Genomic DNA, 25,261 nt, shown 5'->3' with positions numbered 1-25,261 from the left:
ACACACAGTCCGAAAAAAGGCTGTGCAGGGAACAGCGTTTCCGCCGCCTGCACAGCCTTTTGCTGCCCTCTCGGGATTAAAATTATTCGTCTACGCTGTAGTTCGGAGCCTCTTTTGTGATGTGGATATCATGCGGATGGCTCTCGCGGAGTGCGGCTGCGGAGATCTTAACAAAACGACTGTTCTCCTGAAGCTCTTTGATATCATGAGCACCGCAATATCCCATACCGGCACGAAGACCGCCCAGCATCTGGAATACGGTATCCTCAACGAATCCCTTGTAAGCAACACGTCCTTCAACGCCTTCCGGAACAAGCTTCTTCGCGTTCGACTGGAAGTAACGGTCCTTACTGCCGTTCTCCATAGCAGAAATAGATCCCATTCCACGGTAAACTTTATATTTTCTTCCCTGATAAAGTTCGAAGTCTCCCGGGCTCTCATCGCAGCCCGCGAACATGGATCCCATCATGCAGACATTACCGCCGGCTGCGAGAGCCTTTGTAACATCTCCGGAATACTTGATACCGCCGTCGGCGATGATCGGAATACCGTACTCCTTCGCAACTGCATAGCAGTCCATAACAGCAGTGATCTGCGGAACACCGATACCTGCAACGACACGTGTCGTACAGATCGATCCCGGTCCGATACCAACCTTGACAGCGTCAACGCCGGCCTCGATCAGGGCTCTTGTAGCCTCACCCGTTGCAACGTTACCGGCGATTACCTGAAGATCCGGATATTTCTCCTTGATCATCTTTACGCAGTTGATAACGTTCGCAGAGTGTCCGTGCGCAGAGTCGAGAACAACAACATCGACCTTTGCATTTACAAGGGCTTCCGTTCTCTCAAGAACATTTGCTGTGATTCCGATTGCAGCACCGCAGAGAAGTCTTCCGTGGTCATCCTTTGCGGAGTTCGGATACTTGATCTGCTTCTCGATATCTTTGATCGTAATGAGTCCTTTTAAGTTAAAGTTTTCATCAACGATCGGAAGCTTCTCGACTCTTGCCTTTGCAAGAATGCGCTTTGCTTCTTCCATGGTTACGCCTTCTTTAGCTGTAACCAGATGCTCGGAAGTCATGCACTCTTTGATCTTCTTGGAATAATCTTCCTCAAATTTCAGATCACGGTTTGTGATGATTCCGACAAGCTTTTTACCCTCAGTGATCGGAACACCGGAAATGCGGAATTTTGCCATCAGCTCATCTGCATCTTTTAATGTATGTTCCGGGGACAAATAAAATGGGTCTGTGATTACTCCGTTTTCAGAACGTTTTACCTTATCTACCTCTTCAGCCTGCGCCTCGATCGACATGTTTTTGTGAATGATACCGATTCCGCCCTGTCGCGCCATAGCGATCGCCATGCGGTGCTCAGTAACGGTATCCATGCCGGCACTCATAAATGGAATATTGAGTTTGACTTTCTTTGTCAGGTGTGTTGAAACATTAACCTGATTTGGGATTACTTCAGAATATGCAGGTACAAGGAGCACATCATCAAATGTAATACCTTCACCAATGATCTTACCCATTTTATGGTTCCCTCTCTTTCTTCTGTTTTATTATTTTTAAAAAAAATATAACTAAAAACTGTCGTTGCGTCAGTTCCAGTTATTATCCTAGAGTATAACAGCTTTGTCGAATTTTAGCAACCGTCAATTCATATAATTTTTTTCACTTTTTTATTATTTTTGCTTATAAATTTCCGAAAATTTTTCAGCCCGGCAGTTCCAGCCTCGCCATACGGAATTACCGGTACTCTTTCAGGATCTCCAGAAACTCAAGATTTTCCTCGTGCGTCCGGACGCAGATCCTGTAAAATCTCGAATCGAGTTCCCTGTAGTTTTTGCAGGACCGGATCAGGATCCCGTGTTCCAGAAAAAACTCGTACAGCCACGATTCCTGCTCCGTCTTAAAATCCTTAAACAGAAGGAAATTCGCCTCCGAATGGAACACTGTAAATCCCGCCTTTGTGAGTCCGTCCGAGAGAACCTTTCTCTCCTTTTCCACCAGCTCCCGCATTTTTTTCAGGAACGGGATCCGCTCATCCGAAAGAGCCGCCAGCCCAGCTTCCTGGGCCGGGATCGATACGCTCCACGGCTGCCAGTTTTCTTCCATCCGCTCGATAAGCCCCGGATCCGTGCAAAATCCATAGCCGATCCGCAGTCCCGCCATCGCGTATGTCTTCGTAAATGCCCTGAGGAGAAATAACGTTCCCCCATTTTCCGGCATTCCTTCCTTCCACGCCAGAAATTCCCGGATACAGCCATCCGCCTTTTCTTCATTTAAGAATTCGATAAAGCATTCATCGATCACGGCAACGATCCCCGCTCTTTTGCAGTAGTCGAGGATCTTTAAGAGATCCGCTTTTCTCATCATCGCACCGGTCGGATTTGCCGGTGTACACAAAAAGATCATATCGGGGCGTTCTTTTTTCAGAAATTCCAGATATTCGGAAATGTTTAGAAAAAAGGATTCCGATTCTTTTAAGTAAAAAAAGGAAACTTCCGTCCCACATGCTTTCAGTGCGGTCTCATATTCCATAAAAGACGGGGCGGGGATCGCGGCTTTCTTCGGGCATAACGTCTGCACCAGCCGGAAGATCAGCTCCGCAGCGCCGTTCCCGAAGATCATCATCTCCCCCGGGATCCCGGTAAGTTCCGACATTCTCGCGCGGAGTGCTCCGCAGGTACTGTCCGGGTATCTGGTGCTGAGTGCGATGCTCTTCATCGCCGCCTCCCACACAAAATTCGGCATCCCCAGTGGATTTACATTGATCGAAAAGTCAAGCTCCACGTTCCGGTTCCGGTAAACATCACCGCCGTGTCCGTATTCCATCACTGCTCACCGCCTTTTAACAGCACCGGGATCCCGCAGACAACGCGAAAGACCGTTCCCGCGCGTGCTGCCAGATACTGGCACGCGTCCCCGGTCATCTCACGCCAGAGGCGGTCATCCGCGTCCACCGGGACGATCCCGCAGCCGATCTCATCACAGGTGATGACTGCTGCCGGATTTTTTTCCAGAATTTCATCCAGAAAGCGGTACATGCACGCTTCCGCCCTGTCCCCGCAATTTTCCTCATTTCCAGCCGGATATTCCGTCCGCAGTCCCGACTCGTCCGGATCCTTGATCATTCTTCTTATATATATATGAAGATTTAAGATCACCTCCGCGTTGAACGCATCGGCAAATCGCGTTTTTTCTCCGTCCGCCGCACAGATAAAGCGGTCTTCTCTGTTCTCCACCGCCCTTTTCATGGCAAATTTCGCTTTCCCCTGATGCGCTCCCCCTGTGATCAGCGTGATCCCGTCTGTCATATGCTCCATTTTCTCCTTGTCCTCTCTCTGAGCCGTGTTCTTCTCCGCAGTTTTTATCTTTACCGGAATTCCGCAGAGGACCTCATACACTTCATCGGCCTCCCCGGCCAGCGCAATATTGATCTCTCCCAGAAGGTTCCGGTACTCTTCCGTCTCCTCCGAGTATGCCCCCTGCTCTCCGGAGACATCATTTGTCACGATCACGAAAAAGCCGGACTTCTTCCTGACCTTTTCGATTCCGGCAAGGATCCTCTCTTTTGCATGTTCCTCCGGATTCTTCATATCTCCCCGGTACATCTCATTCGCCGCAAGGTTTGAAACGCATTCCAGAAGACAGCGGCTCCCAGCCGGGATCTCCGCCGTTTCAAGATCCACCGGACATTCGATCGTCCTGAAATTCTTCTCCGCCCGCATATTCCGGTGTTTCCGGATCCGCTCCCTGCACTCCTCATCCCAGGCGATCATCGTCGCCAGATACCAGGATGGGCAGGTCTTATTTTCTTCCGCCCGTTCTCTTTTATCCTGTTCAAGGATCAGCGATTCCGCAAATGCCGATTTTCCGCTCGAACTGCCTCCGTTTACAAGAATCATCATAGTCTCTTCTCTCCTATTATCCGTGTACATCACAAGCGCTGCCGCATAGCATCTTTTTACAGCCTGGGATCATACGCCGCCGCCACCGTCACGCCATCTCCCGCTTCCTTTTTAAATAAGATCCGGCAGTCTCTGACTCCCATCCGGCAGGCTGCCACCGCAGATCTCTCGCAGACATTTCCGGTTCCCGTCGTCTTTTTGACAAATTCCGACTCTGTAAACGTTCCCGGCTGGCTGTTCAGCTCCTCACTGGAAAAGGTGAGAAACGGGACCTGCAGCGTATTTGCAAAATCGATGATCCCCTGTTCCTGCTTTTTGATATCGATACTCGCGACCGCAAAGACACTTCTGAGGTCGATCCCGTTCCGCCTCATAGCGTCCTCCACCGTCTCTCGGATCTTCTCCGCGGGAGTTCCCCGTTTGCATCCGATCCCCAGTGCCACACACCTCGGTACGAGGCGCAGGACACGGTCTGACGGGATCCCGTCCTTCTCCCGGTCCGACACCGTGATCCGGATATTCCGTTTACAGAGCCGGTCGCGAAACAGTCCTTCCGGTATTTTTTTCCATCCTGAAAAGCCGAAATCCGAGAGCACGCCAACCGGTTCCTCCGCAAGAATATCCGCCGAGATCCTTTTTGCAAGTACCCGGTCCGTGATCACAAGCCCGTGATCCTTTGCAAAGACATCCACTGCGAATTTCCGTTCCACATCCGTCGCCGTCGTGACGACAGGGACCGCCCCGATCCCACCGGCCACAAACTCCGCCAGGCGGTTTGCTCCTCCTACATGACCGGAAAGGAGCGGGATCACGAACGTTCCCGCCTCATCCACGCAGAGAACAGCCGGATCATGGAATTTATCCTGCACGAACGGGGCGATGGCGCGGACAGTGATCCCGCAGGCGCCGACAAAAATAAGCGCATCCGAGCGCTGAAACTCCGCCCCGGTCCACGCGGAAAGTCCGCCCTCCGCGATCGCCTGATAAGGAAGACCGGCATCTTCCCTGGCAAGCCGGAGCGCGTAACGCCCTGCGACCCACAGCGACGTGTCCCATTTTTCCTCATTTCCGCCGGCACTCCCCGTCCCGGCGATCTTTTTCATCGTTTCAAATCCCATTCTCGTAAAGCAGACGAGCGATACCTTCATCATCTTCCATCCTCTCCGGATCAAGTCTCACTTGCATTCAGCCAAACTCTTTCTTCCTCATTATAAAAGAAAACTGCCGGTTGTTCAACGGCAGTTTTCCTGTTACTTTTTGCGGGTAGGAATTTTCGGTCCGAAAATTTCCCTTTTTCTCCTCATCAGATGTGTTCTTCCCCCGCAGACAGCTCTCTTTTCTTTTTTGTCATAAGACCGCCGATCCGTCCGCTCTCCTTTGCAGTGAGTGACCTCCACCCGCCGGCTACAACCTTGTCGGCAAGTCCCAGTTCCTTCGCGATCTCAAATTTCATCCGATCCTCCGGCTTTATATGCTCCGGATCGATCGGTTCCCTTTTCTTTTTAGACAATGGTCCACACTCCTTCCGTAAAGGAAGTATGCCCGGATCCTGTCTTTTTATTCCCTTAGTTTCCGCTCTGGAAGATCACGATCTTCTCTGTCTTTGCGGCATCATCTGCAGATGTCCAGACGAGGATATCGGTTCCCTCTGTGAGATCTTCCTCGGAAACGATATTTTTAGTCAGATACGGAAGAAGTCTTGTCTCAGCCGTGATCGTGTATTCGCTGCCATCCACGGTTGTTAAAACGAACTCTCCGTCTGCACTTCCCTGATCAAGGCTCTCTACCTGGGTATATTTCGGGAACGCCGCGTCCTCCGGAACATCCGTGATGATCATGATCCCGTTCGCGATCGGCGGCAGACTCATTGTCATCGCCGGTCCCACATAAACGTTCACTGCTTTTCCTTCCGTCAGAGTATCTGCTTCAACCGGGTAACCGTTGACGCCGTCGAGGATCTTTGTATCATCAGAGATCGTGATGATCACTTCCTCGGTAGAATCCCCGACCTGGCGGTTCATCGTAAGCTCACCGTTTTCCATGGAAACAACGGTGCCGACAAACGGAGCGTATTCACTCTCTGCCTCCGCTCCTGTGCCCTCCGGGTTTTCGCCGCCTGGAAGCATTGTCGCCTCATTTTCTGTCGTTGCGGAAGTTTCCGTTCCTGTCGGAGTCTCAACGACAACAGCTTTTGTCTCTTCCTTTGTCTGTCCGTCCGCCTTTGCACATCCGGTAATTCCCATAGATGCCATCATCATCGCTGCACATGCCAGCGCAGTCATTTTTTTCATATTCTTCATAATATCAGTTCCTCCTCAAATTTTCCAGATTTCAAAAAAGTTGTCGCAGCTGTTTTCTTTTTTGTAGGCATATCTTAGCATATAATTCTTGAAAATACACTAGGATTTCATTTACAAATCCCTTACGCATTTTTGTAGAAAGGATCCGGATTGCGGCATTTCTGCGGCAATCCGGGCACTTTGGAGTGCGCACCCTGGGCAGGCAGTGCCCTTTTGCTTAACAGGGGTTCCGTTGAAATTTCCCGTTAAGCAAAAAAGGGACATCACAACTGTGATGTCCCAAAAAATTCATTTCCGATCAAAGACTTCCAGATTACTCCTCAGTCTGCTCCTGTGCGTTGTCAGCCTCAAGAGCCTTCATGCTTAAGCTGATCTTTCTGTCTGCCTCGTTGAAGTCAACGATCTTTGCAGTGATCTCCTGACCGATGGAAAGTACATCAGCCGGCTTAGCAACGTGCTCTCTGGAGATCTGGGATACGTGAAGCAGAGCGTCTACGCCCGGCTCAAGCTCAACGAATGCGCCGAAGTCAGTCATACGAGCTACCTTACCTGTAACTACGTTGCCTACTGCGTACTTCTCAGCAGCGTCAGCCCACGGATTTGTCTCCGGGAACTTCATAGAGAGAGCGATCTTCTCACCGTTGATATCTTTGATGAGAGCTGTTACCTTATCGCCAACCTTGAATACTTTCTTCGGATTCTCGATTCTTCCCCAGGACATCTCGGAAATGTGGAGTAAACCGTCAGCGCCGCCGAGATCGATGAATGCACCGAAATCAGTTACGTTCTTAACAGTTCCTTCTACCTTATCACCTACATGGATCTTCTCGAAGAGTGCTTTCTGCATCTCAGCCTTCTTAGCAACGATAAGCTGCTTGCGGTCGCCGATGACTCTTCTTCTTCTCGGATTGAATTCTGTGATTACGAATTCGATCTCTTTATCAGCATATTTGGATAAATCTTTCTCATATACGTCGGATACAAGGCTTGCCGGGATGAAGATTCTAGCTTCGTCCACGATCACGCTTAAACCGCCGTCAAGAACCTGAGAAACCTTTGCTGTAAGAACCTCGTGGTTCTCAAATGCCTCCTCAAGTCTCTTATTTCCTCTGTCTGCAGCCAGTCTCTTGTAGGAAAGAGCAACCTGACCTTCACCGTCGTTCACCTTTACGACTTTGGCTTCCATCTCGTCACCAACATGTACAAGATTTCTTAAGTCTACGTTGGACTCGTTTGTGTATTCACTGCGGGTAATGATGCCATCAGACTTGTAACCAATATTTAAAACGATTTCGTCTTCTTTTACGTCAATGACCTTACCGGTGACAACCTCTCCTGTACGTATTGTTTTTAATGATTCTTCTAACATTTGTTCAAAACTTAACTCTGACATTTAGTATGAACCTCCTCGATAATATTGTTTGGGGTTGACGCCCCGGCCGTAATACCTACACTGCGCACAGAACTAATACATTCAGGATTAAAGTCGCCCAGAGTCTGGATGTAATAGGTGTTTTTACATTCCTTCCGGCAGATATCGTATAGCTTCTGGGTATTCGAGCTGTGTTTCCCGCCGATAACCAGCATCACGTCCACCTGCGAGGCTATCCTCATCGCTTCCACTTGTCTTTCCTGTGTTGCATTGCAAATCGTATTTAAAACAGTTATATCATACCGCGTTTTAGAAATTTTTTCAACTAGATCTTGAAATTTCTTGTAATTAAATGTCGTCTGGGATACGATACAAAGCTTTTCGTCCTCCGGTAATTCCAGTCTGCGGAAATCATCCATGTTTTCGATGACTTTTGTCCTCTCATCACCCCAGCCCTTGATGCCCTGCACTTCCGGATGGTCCTCACTGCCGACGATCAGGACTCTTCTTCCCTCTGCGGTCTGTTTTTCCACGATCCGGTGGATCTTTTTTACATACGGACATGTGGCATCGACGATCTCCACTCCGTTTTCTTTCAAAATGTCATAGACATCTTTTCCGACGCCGTGGGAACGGATCACAACAACGGCATCGCGGATCGTCCTCAGCTCTTCCAGAGTGTCGATGACCTCCACTCCTTTTTCCTGAAGATCCCCCACGACCTGTTCATTGTGGATGATCGGACCGTAGGTGTAGATCGGTTTTTCCGTCTTTCCGATCTGCTCATATACTTTTTCCACAGCACGCTTCACGCCAAAGCAGAAGCCCGCTGTCTTTGCCACTGTTACTTCCATGTCACGCACCCTGCTTTTTCTCGATCATCGCAACGATCGCGTCCACAACTTCCTTCAGAGTCATGTCGGAGCTGTCAAGAAGCACCGCATCCTCCGCCTGCTTTAACGGAGAATTCTCCCGGTGCATATCCCGGTAGTCCCGGTCGATGATGTCCTTCTCGATCTCGTCGAGATCACAGTCAGTGCCTTTCTCTTTGAGCTCATTGTAGCGGCGTTTTGCACGGACTGCGGAGCTTGCAGTCAGATACACCTTCACGTCGGCATCCGGAAGGACGCAGGTTCCGATATCGCGGCCGTCCATGATGACGTCCGCCTGTCTCGCCAGCTCCTTCTGGAGTTCTACAAGCTTCTCCCGGACCTTTTTATAGACAGAAGTCGCAGATGCCATATTTCCGACCTCCTCGGTGCGGATCAGACCGGACACATTCTCACCGTTTAAGATCACCTGCTGCGCACCGTTCTCATAGCGGATCGTGATCTCCACCTGACCCAACGCGGCGTTGATCGCACTCTCGTCCGTTTTGTCGATGCCTTTTCGAAGAAAATAGAGTGCCATGGCCCGGTACATCGCTCCGGTGTCCACATAGATAAAGTTTTTCAGTGCCGCGACAGATTTTGCCACGGTACTCTTTCCGGCCCCTGCCGGGCCGTCGATCGCTACATTAAAAGACATGTCATTCTCCCCTTAGTTTATTTCAAGTTTTTTTATTTATTCGTGACTGTTCATTTATTCCGCACTTCTTCCGGCCAGCATTCCCGTCGACCAGGCGATCTGCAGGTTGAATCCGCCGGTGACGCCGTCCAGGTCAAGGACCTCTCCGGCGAAGTAGAGACCTTTTAACTTCTTCGACTCCATCGTGGACGGATTTACTTCCTTCACATTCACGCCGCCCTGGGTCACGATCGCCTCATTATATCCGCGAAGTCCTGTGAGCGTTACCGTGAATGCCTTCGTGAGGTCAACCAGACGCTTCCGCTCCTCAGCCGTCACCTCATTGACCTGTTTTTCCGGATCGATCCCGCTTCTTTTGATCATCACAGGGATCAGTTTTGCCGGGAAGAGATGGTTCAGCGCGTTCTTGAACTGCTTATTCTTCGCCTCATCGAAATCCCGCAGGATCCTGGCGTCCAGCTGCTCTCTCGAGAGCGCCGGTTTCAGGTCGATCTCCATCTTAAGAGGCGTTTTTCTGATGATCTTCGCAGCATAGCTGCTGGCGCTTAAAACGACCGGTCCGCTGACGCCGAAATGGGTAAACAGCATTTCCCCGAATTCTTTCCAGAGAAGCTTCTTTCCGTTCCAGACCGTCACCTCGATGTTTCTCAGGGAAAGTCCCTGAAGTTCTTTCACATCGTCCTCCGCGCACACGAACGGGACAAGCGCCGGTGACAGCGGTGTCACCGTATGGCCTGCCTCCTTTGCAAACCGGTATCCGTCCCCGGTAGACCCTGTAGACGGGTAGGAAAGTCCGCCTGTGGCGATCACCACCGCGTCGGCCTCTACGGTCTTTCCTGATTTTTCCAGGATGATCCCGGCTGCCTTTTCCTCGCGGATCACGATATCCTTTACCGGTTCATTCAGAAAGATCTTTACGCCGAGGGATCTCATCTTCCGCTCCAGAGCCCCTGTCACATCGGATGCATGATCCGATACCGGGAACATCCTTGCGCCGCGCTCTTCCTTTACCGGACAGCCATTTGCCTCCACGAGATCCACGATATCGAAATTCGTGAACCCGTAGATCGCACTGTAGAGGAATTTTCCGTTGGAGACCATGTGTCTGAACAGGTCCTCCGTATCGCAGCCGTTTGTCAGGTTGCATCTTCCTTTTCCTGTAATATAGATCTTTTTTCCAAGCTTTTCATTTTTTTCATAGACGGAGACGTCATGTCCGCACTCCGCGGCGCCGATGGCAGCAGCCATTCCCGCTGCCCCGCCGCCGATAATCACAACTTTACTCATTTCTTCTTATCTTTTTCCACTTCTTTTATCTTTTTCTCCATGGCGTCCGCCACAGTCTCGAGGACCTTGATCCTCGCATACCATTTGGAATTTCCTTCCACGACGATCCAGGGTGCGTCCTTCGTGGAGGTCTTTTCCAGCATTTCATTCACTGCAAGAACATAGGAATCCCACTTCTCCCGGTTTCTCCAGTCCTCGTCCGTGATCTTCCACTGTTTCTCCGGATTTTTCATCCTGTCATTGAAGCGCCGTTCCTGCTCATCTTTGTCGATCTGGATCCAGAATTTCAGGACAAGTGCTCCGGAATTGACGAAATGCGTTTCCATCTCGTTGATCTCCCGGTAGGCATGATGCCAGTCTGCCTCGGAGCAGAATCCCTCGATCCTCTCCACCATGACTCTTCCGTACCAGGTCCGGTCGAAGATCGCGATATGTCCGGCCTTCGGCACATTGTTCCAGAATCTCCAGAGATAGTGGTGGGATTTTTCCAGGTCATTCGGGGATGCCGTCGGGCAGACCTTGTAACCTCTCGGGTCGAGGTGGCTTGTCAGACGCTTGATCGCGCCGCCTTTTCCAGCCGCATCCCATCCCTCGAATCCCAGTATCACCGGGATCCGCAGACGATAGAGTTCCCCGTGGAGCGTCTCCAGGCGTTTCTGGAGCTTTGCCAGTTTTTTCCGGTACTCTGCCTCCTTGAGGCTCTTCGTAAGATCCGCTTTCGCAAGAATCCCTTTTTCATACCGGTCCGGCGGGAGCGGAGCTTCAAAAAGTTCCGGCTCTTTTCCTGCCCGTTTTTTCTCAAGCGCCTTTTCCAGAACATCCGCCACCGTCTTTATCACTGTAAGGGCCGTTTCCGTCTTATCCTTCGCATCGATCACATACCAGGGTGCGTAAGGCATATCGGTCCGGCGGATCATCTCGTCGCTGATCTTTTTGTATTTTCCGTAGTGGGCGTTCCTCTCACGCTCTTTTTCTGTCACGCGCCATGCGGTATCCTTTGATCCCAGGAGTTTTTCAAACCGTTTTGCCTGTTCTTTTTCCGATATTTCGAGGAACAGCTTCACGATGACTGTTCCGCCGTCCACGAGACAGCGTTCAAATGCAAGAATATCCTCAAACGCTGCATCCACCTGTTTCTCCTTCAGGATCCCCTCAAAGCGGTCCGCCTGGACTCCCCGGTACCAGCTCGTGTCATAGATCGCGATCCGCCCCGCTGCCGGGGCATGGACCGCAAACCTCCAGAGGAACGGGCGGAGTGCCTCCTCCTCGGTATCCTTGTCTCCGGTGTAAACGTCAAATCCTCTCGGATCAAGCGCCTGCATGAGACGCCCGATCTGAACGCCCTTTCCGGCGCCATCATACCCGTCAAACAGGAGATAGACCGGGATCTTTTCCTCCTTACATTCCCGCTGCAGGCTTCCAAGTCTTTCCATCTCTTTTTTCAGGACTTCTTTTTTCTGCTTTTTTTCATCTTTCATCGGCTGATTCCTCCACTCTATGGTCCGATCAGACATTCTTAACCATTTTTGTTTCCCATGCCTATTTGCAGTTTTTCCGCCCTGGCACGATCTGTCATCAGTTTCTTCCAATTCCCGTCCGGGTATGCTTTTTACTGATTCATCCGCGCGTGCTCTCCCGCAAGCTCTTCATACAATTTCAGCGCATTCCAGTTCTGGTTCGTCGGTGTGAGCACTGCCTTGTAGTCGATCCGTCCGGCTCCTGCCTTTCTGAGCGCCAGGATCACCCGGTCCACCTGTCCGGACGTAAGACCTGCCATCACCATCATCTCTTTTTCAAAGTCCTCTCCGTCGTAGATCTCGCCGCAGGAAGTGATCTCCTTCACTCCTGCGAGATATCCCACCGGTTCCAGATACTCTTCCTTCTTCACTGCGCGAAGCTTCATTCCAAGTGGAAACAGCGCTTTTTTGATCTTTAACAGTCTCTCGCCCTCCGGCAGATGGTATAAAAGGATCGTAGGTTTCATATATTTTTCTGATTCCTTCCTGTTTTCATGTATTTCATTATATCAATTCCCGTGCAGCTTTGCAACGGCACAGAAAGATCCATGATTTTTTTGTTGATTTTTCCCTGGATTCTGATATAATGAATTTACTTCCGGGGTATGGCGTAGCTTGGTAGCGCGCTCGGCTGGGGGCCGAGAGGTCGCAGGTTCAAATCCTGTTGCCCCGATTTTTATAAGAGCAGAGGCTGAAAAGCCTCTGCTCTTTTTGTTTTTCTTCTCTATTCTTCTTTCAGCACCCCGTTTATCCCGCGGATCACAAGCATCGTGATCACCATCAGCACGATCGCGATCGGAAGTGCGATCCAGGCGGACTGGACGAAGCCTGCGATGATGTAGGAGATAAAGGATACCACCGCAGCCACGATCGCATACGGAAGCTGGGTCGTCACATGGTTTACATGCTCACACTGGGCACCGGCAGACGCCATGATCGTCGTGTCAGAGATCGGGGAACAGTGATCCCCGCAGACAGCTCCTGCCATGCAGGCGGAGATGGAGATGATCATGAGATCCGGATTGCTGTTCTCAAATACCGCAACAACGATCGGTATCAGGATTCCGAAAGTTCCCCAGGATGTTCCCGTCGCAAATGCCAGGAAACAGCCCACAACGAAGATGATCGCCGGAAGGAAATTTAAGAAGGAACGGGCGCTGGACGCAACCACAGTCGCCACATAGACATCTGCGCCGAGGCTGTCCGTCATCGCCTTCAGTGTCCATGCGAAGGACAGGATCATGATCGCCGGGACCATGGACTTAAAGCCTTCCGGGATACATGCCATGCACTCGGAGAATTTCAGGACCCGGCGCACCTGATAGAGACCGATGGTAATCAAAAGTCCAAAAAAGCTTCCCATCGTAAGTCCCAGGGACGCGTCACTCTGGGAGAAGGCTGTCACAAAATCCTCTCCCGAGAAAAATCCACCCGTATAGAGCATGCCGATCATGCAGCAGATGATCAGGGATATGATCGGGATCAGAAGATCCAGAACAGTTCCCCTGACAGAGACCTCCGGCTGTTTCTCCGTGTCATACGGACGTCCCGGCGTGGTATAAAGGTCCCCCTTGAGCGCATTCTTCTCATGAAATTTCATAGAGCCGAATTCTGTCCGTAAGAGTACCATTCCGATCATCATCACGATCGTCAGGATCGCGTAAAAGTTGTATGGGATCGCCCGCACGAAGATAGAAAATCCGTCCTCGCCCTCAACAAATCCGGTAACCGCGGCCGCCCAGGAAGAGATCGGTGCGATAATGCAGATCGGAGCTGCCGTCGCATCGATCAGGTACGCGAGTTTTGCTCTTGAGACTTTAAATTTGTCTGTCACAGGGCGCATCACGCTTCCCACAGTCAGGCAGTTAAAATAATCATCGATAAAGATCAGACAGCCCAACAGGATCGTCGCAAGCTCCGCGCCCACGCGTCCCTTAATATGATCCGCCGCAAACTGGCCGAATGCTGCCGACCCGCCGGCCCGGTTCATCAGGCACACCATCGTTCCAAGGATCACAAGGAAGATCAGAATTCCCACATTGTAGCTGTCAGAGAGAACGCTGATCATTCCGTCCTCAAAGATATGGGTGATCGTTCCCTCAAAGCTGAAACCGGAATACAGGATTCCACCCATGAGAACACCAACGAACAGAGAACTGTACACCTCTTTTGTGACAAGTGCCAGCCCGATCGCCACGACCGGCGGAACGAGTGCCCAGAACGTCGCGTAGACCGCCGGCACATACTCTTCCGTCTGCTCTGCGCCAAATACGGTTGTCGCGAACACCAGGATCAGCACCACGGAAAGCACTGCTGTCCTTTTTATATTTTTCTTCATATCCGTCATAACAGACTCCTCCCTCCTGCCTCCGGAGAGTTCCACGCTCTCCGCTTTTCCTGCAGTTCTATGTTTTATGTGACTGTCCGGTGCCTTCCGGCTGCCGGCTTATTTTTATGTAACAGGGAATTCCCCGGAATTTCCTGTTACATGAAGAAATCCCCTCTCATCAGTACAATTCTGGTGAAAGGGGATCACAACATACACAATTACGATTCTTTATTCATCCCAGTTGTGATATACAGCCTGTACGTCATCATCCTCGTCAAGGAGATCAAGGATTCTCTGCATCTTCTTGATCGCTTCCTCGTCGGTAAGTTCTACCCAGTTCTGCGGGATCATAGTAATATCAGCCTCTACCATCGGGATTCCGGCTTTCTCGAGAGCCTCGCGGACTGCACTGAAGTTGTCCGGATCTGTGATAACCTCGTAGCTGTCCTCTTCCTCGGAGAAATCCTCAGCGCCTGCATCAAGCGCTGCCATCATGAGCTCGTCGGCATCCATATCACACTCTTCTTTGTCGATCACGATCTGGCCCTTGCGGTCGAACATGAAGGAAACGCTTCCCTGTGCGCCTACGTTTCCGCCGCCCTTTGTGAAGGCGCTTCTTACGTTCGCTGCAGTACGGTTCTTGTTGTCAGTCAGTGTGTCAACGATGATCGCTACACCGCTCGGACCGTATCCCTCGTATGTTAAGTTTTCGTAGTTTACAGAGTTTAAGTCACCGGCTGCTTTCTTGATACCGCGGTCGATGGTATCGTTCGGCATGTTGTTTGCTTTCGCTTTTGCAATCACATCACGCAGTTTGCTGTTGTTAGCCGGATCAGCGCCGCCCTCTTTAACTGCGACAGCGATCTCTCTTCCGATTACGGTAAAGATCTTACCCTTTGCTGCGTCGTTTTTCTCTTTCTTGTGTTTGATGTTGGAAAACTTATTATGTCCTGACATCGATTTATCTTCCTTTCTCTTCGCATCTCGCTCTTTTTTATCTCTCGTGCACCGGTCCCAGGGATCTTTTTGTGCGCATTATACATAGTCTAAAATATTTTAACATCATTTTTCTGATATGGCAAGCGCTTTTTCCGGATACCCCTGCTTCTGCTTCACTTTTCCTTGACACACTCCACTCTGAGTATTTATACTCATTTCATAACGATCCAGTGCTTTCCGGCTTATGATCTGCCGGGGGCAACCCAGCAGGTTCTGTGAATGGATGCACCTGATCTGCATTTTCGCGCTAATACACATCATTGGCACATTAGTGCCTTTTCGTGTAACAGGGAATTCCCCAGAATTTCCTAATATCAATTATGGAGGACATGACGATGAAGAAGATTGAGATCGACACATTCCTGAAGTTCCGCTTTTTGAGCAACCCGCAGTTTTCACCCGATGGAACGAAGATCGCCTTCACGGTATCCGTACCGGACCGGGAGACCAATGGCTATCTGTCTGACCTGTACCTGTATGATCTCGGGAATAAGACTGTCTCCCGTGTCACCTGCGCCGGTGACGCGAAGATCTGGTCCTGGACAGCAGAAAATACGCTGATCTTTACTGCGGCCCGGACTGCGGCCCTTAAAAAGGAAAAAGAAAACGGCACTTCTTTCTTTTATGAAATCTCTCCGTCCGGCGGCGAGGCCTCATGCCGCGCATCGGTTCCGGCTTCCGTCACAGGAATCCGTCTTCTCCCGGACGGGCGTTACCTCCTGACGATCCGCCATGATAATTACAAGGATACAAGGAAGAAATCTTACGAGGTCTTCGACGAGCTTCCGTTCTGGGGCAATGGCCAGGGATACACGAACGCGAAGAGAAACCGTTACGCTGTCTATGATATGGGATCCGATAAGCTCACTTACGTGGCGGACGAATGGACTGACTGCTCCCAGCATTCTGTCCTTGGAAACCTCCTGCTCTACAAGGCCTATCCGTGGAAACAGAGTGTCATGGGAATCCGTCCGGGCGTTTATCTTTATAACCTCTCCACCGGAGAGACAAAAGCCTTGATCGCGCCGGATTCCATGCGCACCGGAGTTGTCTCCCTCTTAGACGAAAAGACTGCACTCATTGCGGCAACGGATGACTCCTATAAGGATACGACGAAATACTGTGACTTCTACCATATGGATCTCGCGGACGGATCCATGAAGCTGATCCATCCTTATGAATCTTCCATCGGCGGCTCCTCCGTGGGCTCCGATTCCAGATTCGACGCAGGACAGACGTTTAAGGCTGTGGACGGGGAATTTTACTATATCTCCACCGTGGAAGATTTTTCCCATCTCTATAAGATCTCGCAGGGCGGCACTGTCTCCGGGCCGCTGACGGCAGGAAGCTCCTGCGACAGCTTCGATCTTGCGGGCGGACACATCGCCTCCATGGAATTCCACGGCCTCCACATTGCGGAACTTTTTGTAGACGGCGAGCAGGTGACCCACATGAATGACTGGCTCACCGACGAGTACGACGTCCAGACTCCGGAATCCTTCACATTCACTGCCAGCGATGGGTACGAGATCCACGGATGGGTATTAAAACCGGCAGGTTTCGAGGAAGGTAAGTCCTATCCTGGAATCTTAAATATCCACGGCGGTCCTAGAACCGTTTATTCAGATGTCTACTATCATGAGATGCAGATGTGGGCAAACCGCGGATATTTTGTGTTCTTCTGCAACCCGAGAGGATCTGACGGACGGGGTACGGACTTTGGAAATATCAACGGAATCTACGGAACTGTGGACTATCAGAACCTGATGGATTTCACGGATGAAGTCCTGAAACGGTACCCGATGATCGATCCGGAACATCTCGGTGTCGCAGGCGGCTCCTACGGCGGCTTCATGACAAACTGGATCATCGGACATACAGACCGGTTCCACGCGGCGGCTTCCCAGCGTTCCATCTCCAACTGGGTATCCTTTGAGCACAACTCCGATATCGGACACACCTTCATCTTAAACAACCAGGGAACCAACACGAGGACCGATGTGGAGCTTCTCTGGAAGCAGTCCCCGCTCCAGTTTGCGCCGAACTGCAAGACACCGACACTCTTTATCCACTCCGATGAGGACTACCGATGCTATATGGCGGAAGGACTCGCCATGTTCAGCGCCATCAAGCGGAACGGCTGCCCGTCGAAGCTTTGCCTGTTCCATGGAGAAAATCATGAGCTGTCCAGAGGCGGAAAGCCGGAGAACAGGATCGACCGGATGACGGAGATCATTGACTGGATGGATGAATATTTAAAATAAAGGAAACAATCCTACCGCTCTTTTTATACATGCCATAAGATTTCCTGTTAATGAAAAAGAATGTGCCTTGGCACATTCTCGCGCCTCGCGCGGTCGCTTGCGACAATTTACATCTTCGCGCGAGTGCGCATCTTTGGCACGTCAGTACCTTTTTATGTAACTGGGAATTCCTCGGAATTTCCTGTTACATAAAAAATGGCTGCAGGGTCGTATCCCCTGCAGCCACAGATCTTATCATTATCGATTCACATAATTCAACACCAATGCAAGAAGCAGCATATGGACCGGATAAAACGCATAACAGCTATACTGGAAGACTTTCGTATGGCAGCCCTGCCGTCCACGATACAGCCAGATCGGAAGCAATGAAAGCAATGCAAGTCCCTGCTGGCAGAGTTCAAAGTCCATCCCCAAAAAACGGATGGGGTACATCAGACCTCCCAGAAGCTCTACGTTGACCCAATAAAGCGCCAGAAGCTGTCCGGAAAAACACCACCATTTTCTTCCCCGGAAAAAGTAAAAAATAAACAGTGTCAATACACCGGCACCGTAGTAATCTGCCATTCCTACCGTCCCAAGCGCACTTCCAGCCAGCACGACCAGAACCGCTGTCGGCAAAAAGATCCACAGTTTCCGTTTTTTTCGAACTTTTTCCATCAAATGGATTCCAGAGAGTCCTATCAACAGCGTCCAGATCACATTCTGATGAAACGGATAAAACCAGGTTCCGCCATACATCAGATCAAAGGGTATCTCCGACAGCACCGCAAACAGCAGCAGCCGGAGAATGTACTTTTTAAAGCTGTGCGTGTGAAAATATCCTTCCACTGCCATAAATGCAAAGATGGGAAACGCGAGCCTTCCTACGCAGGTCAGCCAGTCCTGCGCCGGAAGAAGCGTAGCCCAGAGATGATCCATCAGCATAAATGTCATGGCAATGATATGGAGCATTGCTGCACTGATGTCAAAGGTTCCTGACTGAGATGAATGTACTTGATTATTTACCATATTGTCACTCCTGTTTTTTTCTCTCAGTCCAATTATACTTCCATTTACCATCTCTGGTCAAATCCTTATCAGTGACAACGTTTCTTCTGCCTGCCGTCTCACGTTCACGCCTGTCAAAATCGAATCCTGTAAGCCCTGCCCATAGTGCTACTTCTTTTCGTCTGTGTCTGGCTATGATTTCATATCTACCACCATGTGGACTCTTTCTCACCAGAAACAGAACTAATACACTTTCTTTCTAAAGCAACAAATTATGTTCTCATTTGGTTGTTCCCTTCGCTGCGCTAGAGAAAAATGGGATTATACCCGTGAGCAAATTGCGGATCGTGCCGAAATCAGTTCTCGTTTTCTATCAGCTATCGAGAATGACAAACGAAAGCCGAGCTTGGACGTCCTGATCCGTCTCGTTAATGCTATTGGTGCTTCATTTGATGAAGTTCTCGCACCGCAGATAGAACAGGAGAGTGAAATCGTAGAGCGCATACAGCGTTTAGTCCTACAATGCAGTCATCGGGAACAGGAGCTTTTACTTGCCCTGATTGACAAATTGCTCGACACAAGGGGAAAACCAGAGAAAGAATAAACGCGGCTGGGTATCTGCTTACCCGACCGCGTTTATTCTTTGTCCGCTGCTATTACGGGCAAACAGTCTTTTTTGTAGAAGGGGCATTCCAGTACACATGTCGTTTGGAATGCCCCTGTTTTAATTCTTAATTTGCTGGTAAAACAACTTACTTTCTGACTCCATCCGCACCGATGGTCTTGCCGTCTACGGTGGTATTCACCGCCATAGAGCCATCTGCGTAGAAGTAATACTGCTTACCGTCAATCTGCTTCCAACCACCAGAGAACATTTTGCCGGTATTTTTGTCCAACCAGTACCACTTCTGATCATTAGAGAGCCAACCTTTGACCAAATCCCCGTTTTTGTAGTAACTCCATTCACCGCTGTCGTTCTGCACCCAGCCGTTGGCAGTCTGCGGATCGATGACGATCTCCACGAACCGCCGCAGGACGGTAGCGACTTCGGCTCTGGTTGCGGTTCCGGCAGGGTCGAAACAGTTGTTTGTCTTGCCCGCAAGGATGCCCGCCTGCTGCATGGACTTGACCGCTTCTTTTGCCCAGGAAGAAATACCTGCGCTATCCGCAAAATTCACAACTTCCAGAGTTTTCGGGATGGTGTAGCCCAGTTTGGTAGCGTAGTTCTTCATAATGACCGCCATCTGCTCGCGGTTGATGTTGGTATCCGGGGCGAAAGTAGTATCTGTCGTTCCACTGACAACGCCAGTCTTTGCCGCCCAGTTGACATATGGGGCGTAGTAAGCATCTTCTTTCACATCGGTAAACATGCTGGCCTGGTAATCAGTCGGGTCAACACCTGCTAATCGCCCCAGTGCGGTGACAAACATTCCTCTGGTCATGCCGGTATTGGGACTGAAGGTGGTGGCACTGGTACCACTCAGCAGCCCACGGCTAACAACAAAGAGCATATTGTCCTTTGCCCAGTGGTTGTTCACGTCGGTAAAGGCAGGAATCTGATTCTTGTAGCCTATGCCGTAGATGCTGAAATGCTCTGCTACAAAAATCACTGCTTTCTGATCCATATTATAGCTGGATTTGCTGATCCACTGTACATTACCGTTTTCGTCCACATAAACCGCATACAGGTTGCCAGGCTTCTCGTTTTTCGCCGGAGTATACGGAATTGCAATGCTGACGGTCTTCCCGCTCAAGTTGACAGCAGTTTCCTTGCCGTTCTTTACTTCCCATAAGGTAATATCATAGACCGGGCGATTTCCAATGGCTGTTTCTACTTCCTGAGAGGTAACTGCGGTCTTCTTCATTTTTAGAATAAGATCTCCGGTAGTCTGACGGTTCAGTTCCTTTAGGGTATCCAGCATAAATCCAAAGTCAGCCATACTGTCGGTATCGATGGTGAACCGTTTGGCACCAGAGGACACTAGTTTATCCAGTGCATCTGCTTTCAGCGTAATCTGCACACCAGCTAACGCTTTGCTGATTTCCACAGGAACAACCACCGCGATACCGTTTTTCGTATTCCCATGCTTTATTGAGTCAGACTGGGCAACGGAGATAACATCAGCAACTATGCTTCTTGTAATCACTGCATTTCCCTTACTATCCACTTTTACAGAATTTGATTTTGCTGTAGTTGGTGTGGTCGGGTTATCCTTGTTCGGACGATCAGTGATAAAGGCGTTGCCAGAGGGATCGTCCCTGTCTTCGGAAGATGAACTGCCGCTAGTATAGATCCAGTAGGCATATAGGGTGGTATCTGCCGTATAAACCTGATTTAAGGTAACTTTTATGCCGCCGGTCTGTTCGGTGTACCATCCATCAAAACGATAGTTGCCACCACGGGTTGGTGTAGGTAAAGAGGACAGCTTGCCGGAACTATCTGTGGTAGCAGCAACCGGATTGACACTGCCACCATTAGGGTAAAATGTCACGGTATAGGTATTTGCTTCCCACTTCGCCCAGTATTCCTTATTGCCCGTTTCGGTGTCGCTGATTGCCGTAACAGGAAAGCCGGTCAAGCCTTCGTTGTCATACCATCCCTTGAACGTATATCCCGTATAGGTCATATCGTCGGCTGTCGGAAGCGTTGCACCCACGCCGTAGGTGTATCCGGTGACATTACCGCTGTTGATCGTGCCGCCGTTTGTGTTCAGCGTGACGGTGTAGGCATTTGCTTCCCACTTCGCCCAATATTCCTTGTTGCCCGTTTCGGTGTCGCTGATTGCCGTAACAGGAAAGCCGGTCAAGCCTTCGTTGTCATACCATCCCTTGAACGTATATCCCGTATAGGTCATATCGTCGGCTGTCGGAAGCGTTGCACCCACGCCGTAGGTGTATCCGGTGACATTGCCGCTGTTGATCGTGCCGCCGTTTGTGTTCAGCGTGACGGTGTAGGTATTTGCTTCCCACTTCGCCCAATACTCTTTATTACCCGTTTCGGTGCTGCCGATTGCCGTAACAGGAGAGCCGGTCAGACTCTCGTTATCATACCAGCCCTTGAACGTGTGGCCTGTATAGGTCATATCGTCCGCCGCCGGGAGTGTTGCGCCCACGCCATAGGTGTATCCGGTGACATTGCCGCTGTTGATCGTGCCGCCGTTCGTATTCAAGGTTACGGCATAGGTCGGGGCTGTCCACTGCACCGTCAGTTCCGTCACATCAGCCGGAACGTTGACGCCGGGCGCGTAGAGCTTCCCGTTGCTCCCGAGCCACATGAAGTAGCTGCCTGTATTTCCGTCCGGGCGGGTCAAGCCATCGGACGCAGGCGCGGCAAAGCTCTCGCTGCTTTTCACAATGATTTGAATCTCCTCGGAGCTGCCGCCCAGCTTGCCGCCGCCAAGGTCAAGGGTAACGGCCTTCAGTCCGTCAGAGCCCAGTTCGTCAGGGTTCAGGACTTCAAGGACGGGGCGGAAACCGAGGTACGGGAAGGAGCACGCAACATTGCAGCTGATCCAGTAGCGGGCCGAATAGTACCCGCGAACCGCACGGTACGACTCGGCGGCAGAAGAAGTATCCTGTCCCCACGAATACATTTTATTCCAGTTTTGGATATATCCGCTGTTCTTGTTCAGCATCGTGTCCCATTCGTTGCTTTGGGGCACGCCGCGTTGGGAATCGCCCGAACCTGTAGAGATACTTCCCACAGACGGTGCGCGCAGGGTATAGTCCACGCCGCCGCTGGCATAATTTTTGCCGAAAATCAGACCTTCGTCATTCAGGCCACCCCAGCTAATCGTATGCGTTACGGCATAGTCCGCCACAAACAGGCTGTGGGGATATTTGTTCTGCTGTGCATACTCCTCGGTGGTTGCCGTCGCAGACGTGAGTTTGTAGGCTTCTATCGTTCCCACATAGGTAAAGGGAACATAGTGCAGCGACGTATCCGGCAAAGAAACCGCACCATCTGAGTTTCCGCCGTTTGCCGTTCCGGGAATATTCATCGCCGAAAGGTCAAAATAATATCTGCCGCCGGGGGTAAGGGTGAACTGCTCTGATAAAGCAAACTGCGCCGTGAGCTTGGTAACTTCCGCCGGAACGTTGGCACCGGGCGCGTAGAGCTTGCCGTCGCTGCCAAGCCACATGAAGTAGCTGCCTGTATTTCCGTCCGGGCGGGTCAGGCCGTCGGACGCAGGGGCGGTAAATGCGCTGCCGTTTTTCACGATGATGTGAATAGCATCGGAGCTGCCGCCCAGCTTGCCGCCGTTCAGGTCAAGGGTAACGACCTTCAGTCCGTCAGAATCCAGTGTGTCAGCGTTCAGGATTTCAAGCACGGGGCGGAAACCGACGTTCGGGAGGGAGTACGTAGCAGTGTAGTAGCCCCAGTAGCGGGCCGAATTGCACCCGCGAATCGCACGGTACGACGCATCAGCATGGTTGTCCTGTCCAAAGGAATACTTACGTGACCAGTTTTTGATATACCCAGATGTATTATCCTTCCAGTCTTGATTTGCCTTATCTAAAATCGCATCCCATTCGTTGCTTTTCGGGATGCCTCGCGTACTACTACTATCGTCTTTGCCATTATTATTATTAGACTGACTCCCTGCCGACGGCGCCCGCATGGTGTAGTTCACGCCGTAGCTGGTATAGGGTGTGCCGAAAATCATTTGTTTTTCGTTCAACTGATTCCAGTCTACATTAAAGGTCACATTGTAGTCCGCAATAAACAGGCTGTGGTCATATTTGTTCTGCTCTGCATGCTCCTCGGTGGTTGCCATTGCTGATGTGAGCTTGTAGGCGTCCACCGTTCCTGCGTAGGTAAAGGGAACATAGTGCAGGGTGCTGTCCGGCAGATCGCCGTTTGCCGTTCCGGGAATATTCATCGCTGATAGGTCAAAGTAATATCTGCCGCCGGGAGCGAGGGAAAACTGCTCGTCAGGCGAATCATTAGCCAATAGCATTGGCGCAGCCAGCGCCCCCAATGCAGCGGCAGCTTCCGCATACCGGGTCATATCCAGCTCGTCGGTTTCCTCGTCGGAGAGCTGCGCCTTCGCCTCGTCGATGGCCTCAAGCTGCGCCTTGACTTCCTCAGCGTTCTCTTCAGTGATTTCTTCTGCGTTCGGTAAAGCGTTGATCATGGCCTGTACGCTTGCCACCGTGACAGCCTCCGCATTGGACGGAGTAGCCAGTTTCTCACTATCCTCACTGCCGCACAGTTCGCAGACATACCCGCAGGGGGTCCCCGCAGTTGCAGGAGAGTAGCCGCACTCATCGTCATGCTCATGCTGGCAGTTTAATTTCTTGGTGATACACCCGCTTTCCTCGTCGCAGATGTGGGGGCAGTTCTCCGGCTCCCGTTTTTGTGCGCCGGACGGGGTCGCTTCATTGCCGGAAACGCTTTCCTCCGGGTAACAGTCCTCGTCATGTTCATGGACGCAGTTGGTTACTTCCTCATAGCAATCTGCGGTGTGTTCATGGACGCAGGGTGTTCCCGCCGTTCCCTCCGTGTAGCCGCAGTCCGCGTTATGCTCCGGGTGGTGTTCGCACAGGCCGCTTGTGCCTATTGTAACGCCGCCCGCCTGCCCATTCTCCTCGGCCAACACGGATTGAGAGCAGAGGGAAAAGAGCATTGCGCCGCAGAGCAGCAGGCTCAATATCCGTTTTTTCAATTTCATTTAGTCCTCCCTTTCTTCCGTACTGACTGTACGGTCTTTTGATTTGTTTTTCAGCCGGATGCAGATCATGGTCACTGTCACCCCCACCGCAAAGGCGGCGATGCCGACCACAACGTATGCGCTTGTGCCTCCTCGCAGCAGCACAGAGCCATAGCTGTCTGTCACGGTGGGGACGCCACCTGACTGTACCTTCCGCAAAAGAATACCGATCCCGGCAAAGAGAAGCAGACTGCACACGCTTAAGGTGGAAAGCACGCGCCTTTCGTACCGCTTCCTGTATTGCCTCGTCCGTCGCCGGATCTCCCGAATCCGGCGCTCCGTTCTGCCGGTCATTGTCAATGTCTCCTTTCGCTTTTTGTTTCCAGGGTCAATCAACGACCCTCTACTTCCTAAAAGACATGAAATCCAAAATCCTTCCACCTAAAATCGAAAAAAATTCAAAAAAATTGAGCCGCCCCGAATTTGGGACGGCTCTGCGCGCGAAATCTGTATTTATTCAAAGGAAATGTTCTGCCTTGGCAGCAGCTGCTTTGCTGCGTATAGGCAGAGGAGGAGCAGCGACGGAAAGAGGTATCCTGCCGTTTTCCATACACCGTCCGCCGTGATGAGCAGATTATAGATGGCATGGAAACCGATGCAGGCTCCAAGAATACCCACGGTGCCGGTTGCTGCCAGCCAGTGACGGCGAAACACATGGGAAACACCGAAGCCGGAAAAAACGCCGCAGAGAATATGCAGCGCTCCAGCGGAGATCCCGCGGATCAGCAGAAAGTTAAAATTGGCCGCGCCGTTTTCCGTCAGATAGCAGACATTTTCAAAGGTGGCAAAACCAACGGCGATGGCGATGGCTGCCGCAGGCATCTCTTTCGGCTCCGGCTCAAAAATCAGATAGAAAAACAGCAGCGGCAGAAGTTTCATGACTTCTTCACATACGGGCGTGATCTCGATAGCGGCAACGGTGCCGTCCACGCCGTATTGCCCCATGAAGAAGCTGCTGACATAGGCGCTGAGCAGGCAAACGGCCATACCGACGGTCAAAAACAGCGCATAGCGCCGAACGCGCCCCTTGATGAAAAACATGGATA

The 25,261-nt window shown here is 51.0% G+C and carries 20 protein-coding genes and 1 tRNA gene; 3 read left to right on the top strand and 18 right to left on the bottom strand.

Annotated elements, in window-relative coordinates; all coding sequences use genetic code 11:
- Positions 1-82 precede the first annotated feature (82 nt).
- The 12 genes from guaB to ACI3EW_RS06545 form a co-directional block, all read right to left on the bottom strand.
- Positions 83-1,537 carry an IMP dehydrogenase gene (guaB, locus tag ACI3EW_RS06600; protein WP_118531841.1) on the bottom strand — a complete coding sequence of 485 codons (1,455 nt, stop codon included), beginning with the start codon at positions 1,535-1,537 and terminating at the stop codon, positions 83-85.
- Positions 1,538-1,754: 217 nt separating this feature from the next.
- On the bottom strand, positions 1,755-2,843 hold the full coding sequence (locus tag ACI3EW_RS06595; RefSeq protein WP_118531843.1) for a pyridoxal phosphate-dependent aminotransferase: 1,089 nt from the start codon (positions 2,841-2,843) through the stop codon (positions 1,755-1,757).
- Positions 2,843-3,919, bottom strand: coding sequence for a bifunctional adenosylcobinamide kinase/adenosylcobinamide-phosphate guanylyltransferase (locus ACI3EW_RS06590; protein WP_405580947.1), 1,077 nt, complete (start codon positions 3,917-3,919; stop codon positions 2,843-2,845). Before ACI3EW_RS06590 ends, ACI3EW_RS06595 begins: the two co-directional genes overlap by 1 nt.
- Before the next feature lie 56 nt (positions 3,920-3,975).
- Entirely contained in the window at positions 3,976-5,070 is a 1,095-nt protein-coding gene (locus ACI3EW_RS06585; RefSeq protein WP_405580950.1) for a cobalt-precorrin 5A hydrolase, read from the bottom strand.
- 152 nt (positions 5,071-5,222) lie between these two features.
- Entirely contained in the window at positions 5,223-5,429 is a 207-nt protein-coding gene (locus ACI3EW_RS06580) for an alpha/beta-type small acid-soluble spore protein (protein WP_182426495.1), read from the bottom strand.
- Between the two features lie 55 nt (positions 5,430-5,484).
- A complete protein-coding gene (locus tag ACI3EW_RS06575; protein ID WP_405580953.1) occupies positions 5,485-6,219 on the bottom strand; it encodes a hypothetical protein in 735 nt (244 codons plus the stop codon).
- Positions 6,220-6,532: 313 nt separating this feature from the next.
- Positions 6,533-7,612, bottom strand: a complete 1,080-nt coding sequence (gene rpsA / locus ACI3EW_RS06570) for a 30S ribosomal protein S1 (RefSeq protein WP_117469879.1) — start codon at positions 7,610-7,612, stop codon at positions 6,533-6,535.
- Positions 7,600-8,445 (bottom strand): 4-hydroxy-3-methylbut-2-enyl diphosphate reductase, encoded by an 846-nt coding sequence (gene ispH / locus ACI3EW_RS06565; RefSeq protein WP_405580956.1) that lies wholly within the window; start codon positions 8,443-8,445, stop codon positions 7,600-7,602. Before ispH ends, rpsA begins: the two co-directional genes overlap by 13 nt.
- 1 nt (position 8,446) lies before the next feature.
- Positions 8,447-9,118, bottom strand: coding sequence for a (d)CMP kinase (cmk, locus tag ACI3EW_RS06560; protein ID WP_118297828.1), 672 nt, complete (start codon positions 9,116-9,118; stop codon positions 8,447-8,449).
- A gap of 54 nt (positions 9,119-9,172) precedes the next feature.
- A complete protein-coding gene (locus ACI3EW_RS06555) occupies positions 9,173-10,405 on the bottom strand; it encodes a BaiN/RdsA family NAD(P)/FAD-dependent oxidoreductase (RefSeq protein ID WP_405580959.1) in 1,233 nt (410 codons plus the stop codon).
- Complete coding sequence (gene pap, locus ACI3EW_RS06550) at positions 10,402-11,883, bottom strand: polyphosphate:AMP phosphotransferase (RefSeq protein ID WP_405580962.1); 1,482 nt, start codon at positions 11,881-11,883, stop codon at positions 10,402-10,404. Before pap ends, ACI3EW_RS06555 begins: the two co-directional genes overlap by 4 nt.
- Positions 11,884-12,014: 131 nt before the next feature.
- Positions 12,015-12,389 carry a DUF3783 domain-containing protein gene (locus ACI3EW_RS06545; RefSeq protein WP_118531855.1) on the bottom strand — a complete coding sequence of 125 codons (375 nt, stop codon included), beginning with the start codon at positions 12,387-12,389 and terminating at the stop codon, positions 12,015-12,017.
- 132 nt (positions 12,390-12,521) lie between these two features.
- Here ACI3EW_RS06545 and ACI3EW_RS06540 point away from each other — a divergent pair.
- Positions 12,522-12,595 (top strand) — tRNA-Pro (locus ACI3EW_RS06540).
- A 51-nt stretch (positions 12,596-12,646) separates the two neighbouring features.
- Here the strand turns inward: ACI3EW_RS06540 and ACI3EW_RS06535 are convergent.
- Together ACI3EW_RS06535 and ACI3EW_RS06530 are read right to left on the bottom strand one after the other, a co-directional pair.
- Entirely contained in the window at positions 12,647-14,269 is a 1,623-nt protein-coding gene (locus ACI3EW_RS06535) for a Na+/H+ antiporter NhaC family protein (RefSeq protein WP_405580966.1), read from the bottom strand.
- Positions 14,270-14,479: 210 nt separating this feature from the next.
- Positions 14,480-15,208, bottom strand: coding sequence for a YebC/PmpR family DNA-binding transcriptional regulator (locus tag ACI3EW_RS06530; protein ID WP_015554900.1), 729 nt, complete (start codon positions 15,206-15,208; stop codon positions 14,480-14,482).
- A 377-nt stretch (positions 15,209-15,585) separates the two neighbouring features.
- Between ACI3EW_RS06530 and ACI3EW_RS06525 the strand changes: the two genes are divergently transcribed.
- A complete protein-coding gene (locus tag ACI3EW_RS06525) occupies positions 15,586-17,514 on the top strand; it encodes a S9 family peptidase (RefSeq protein ID WP_405580969.1) in 1,929 nt (642 codons plus the stop codon).
- 237 nt (positions 17,515-17,751) lie between these two features.
- Here ACI3EW_RS06525 and ACI3EW_RS06520 read toward each other — a convergent pair whose 3' ends face one another.
- Positions 17,752-18,522, bottom strand: coding sequence for a TraX family protein (locus tag ACI3EW_RS06520; RefSeq protein ID WP_405580972.1), 771 nt, complete (start codon positions 18,520-18,522; stop codon positions 17,752-17,754).
- Positions 18,523-18,775: 253 nt separating this feature from the next.
- Between ACI3EW_RS06520 and ACI3EW_RS06515 the strand changes: the two genes are divergently transcribed.
- Complete coding sequence (locus tag ACI3EW_RS06515) at positions 18,776-19,105, top strand: helix-turn-helix transcriptional regulator (RefSeq protein WP_405580975.1); 330 nt, start codon at positions 18,776-18,778, stop codon at positions 19,103-19,105.
- A gap of 148 nt (positions 19,106-19,253) precedes the next feature.
- Here the strand turns inward: ACI3EW_RS06515 and ACI3EW_RS06510 are convergent, their stop codons facing one another.
- The 3 genes from ACI3EW_RS06510 to ACI3EW_RS06500 form a co-directional block, all read right to left on the bottom strand.
- Complete coding sequence (locus ACI3EW_RS06510) at positions 19,254-24,176, bottom strand: InlB B-repeat-containing protein (protein ID WP_405580978.1); 4,923 nt, start codon at positions 24,174-24,176, stop codon at positions 19,254-19,256.
- Positions 24,177-24,509, bottom strand: coding sequence for a hypothetical protein (locus tag ACI3EW_RS06505; protein ID WP_118600728.1), 333 nt, complete (start codon positions 24,507-24,509; stop codon positions 24,177-24,179).
- A gap of 159 nt (positions 24,510-24,668) precedes the next feature.
- Positions 24,669-25,256 (bottom strand): PrsW family glutamic-type intramembrane protease, encoded by a 588-nt coding sequence (locus ACI3EW_RS06500; RefSeq protein ID WP_405580982.1) that lies wholly within the window; start codon positions 25,254-25,256, stop codon positions 24,669-24,671.
- Positions 25,257-25,261: the final 5 nt, after the last annotated feature.

Origin of the sequence: Pilosibacter rotomagensis (assembly GCF_045062245.2) — a bacterium.
Classification (GTDB): Bacteria; Bacillota; Clostridia; order Lachnospirales; family Lachnospiraceae; genus Pilosibacter.
Note: the sequence above shows the minus strand (reverse complement) of the source record. Positions and strands in the feature narration are given on the sequence as shown.

Excerpts from the sequence above, each read along its gene's own strand:
- ACI3EW_RS06555 (WP_405580959.1), bottom strand. The coding sequence starts at position 10,405 with ATGAGTAAAGTTGTGATTATCGGCGGCGGGGCAGCGGGAATGGCTGCT.
- ACI3EW_RS06575 (WP_405580953.1), bottom strand. The coding sequence starts at position 6,219 with ATGAAGAATATGAAAAAAATGACTGCGCTGGCATGTGCAGCGATGATG.
- ACI3EW_RS06515 (WP_405580975.1), top strand. The coding sequence starts at position 18,776 with ATGTTCTCATTTGGTTGTTCCCTTCGCTGCGCTAGAGAAAAATGGGAT.
- cmk (WP_118297828.1), bottom strand. The coding sequence starts at position 9,118 with ATGTCTTTTAATGTAGCGATCGACGGCCCGGCAGGGGCCGGAAAGAGT.
- ACI3EW_RS06505 (WP_118600728.1), bottom strand. The coding sequence starts at position 24,509 with ATGACCGGCAGAACGGAGCGCCGGATTCGGGAGATCCGGCGACGGACG.
- pap (WP_405580962.1), bottom strand. The coding sequence starts at position 11,883 with ATGAAAGATGAAAAAAAGCAGAAAAAAGAAGTCCTGAAAAAAGAGATG.
- ACI3EW_RS06535 (WP_405580966.1), bottom strand. The coding sequence starts at position 14,269 with ATGACGGATATGAAGAAAAATATAAAAAGGACAGCAGTGCTTTCCGTG.
- ACI3EW_RS06500 (WP_405580982.1), bottom strand. The coding sequence starts at position 25,256 with ATGTTTTTCATCAAGGGGCGCGTTCGGCGCTATGCGCTGTTTTTGACC.
- ACI3EW_RS06510 (WP_405580978.1), bottom strand. The coding sequence starts at position 24,176 with ATGAAATTGAAAAAACGGATATTGAGCCTGCTGCTCTGCGGCGCAATG.
- ACI3EW_RS06590 (WP_405580947.1), bottom strand. The coding sequence starts at position 3,919 with ATGATGATTCTTGTAAACGGAGGCAGTTCGAGCGGAAAATCGGCATTT.
- rpsA (WP_117469879.1), bottom strand. The coding sequence starts at position 7,612 with ATGTCAGAGTTAAGTTTTGAACAAATGTTAGAAGAATCATTAAAAACA.
- ACI3EW_RS06585 (WP_405580950.1), bottom strand. The coding sequence starts at position 5,070 with ATGATGAAGGTATCGCTCGTCTGCTTTACGAGAATGGGATTTGAAACG.
- ACI3EW_RS06595 (WP_118531843.1), bottom strand. The coding sequence starts at position 2,843 with ATGGAATACGGACACGGCGGTGATGTTTACCGGAACCGGAACGTGGAG.
- ispH (WP_405580956.1), bottom strand. The coding sequence starts at position 8,445 with ATGGAAGTAACAGTGGCAAAGACAGCGGGCTTCTGCTTTGGCGTGAAG.
- ACI3EW_RS06530 (WP_015554900.1), bottom strand. The coding sequence starts at position 15,208 with ATGTCAGGACATAATAAGTTTTCCAACATCAAACACAAGAAAGAGAAA.
- ACI3EW_RS06520 (WP_405580972.1), bottom strand. The coding sequence starts at position 18,522 with ATGGTAAATAATCAAGTACATTCATCTCAGTCAGGAACCTTTGACATC.
- guaB (WP_118531841.1), bottom strand. The coding sequence starts at position 1,537 with ATGGGTAAGATCATTGGTGAAGGTATTACATTTGATGATGTGCTCCTT.
- ACI3EW_RS06545 (WP_118531855.1), bottom strand. The coding sequence starts at position 12,389 with ATGAAACCTACGATCCTTTTATACCATCTGCCGGAGGGCGAGAGACTG.
- ACI3EW_RS06525 (WP_405580969.1), top strand. The coding sequence starts at position 15,586 with ATGAAGAAGATTGAGATCGACACATTCCTGAAGTTCCGCTTTTTGAGC.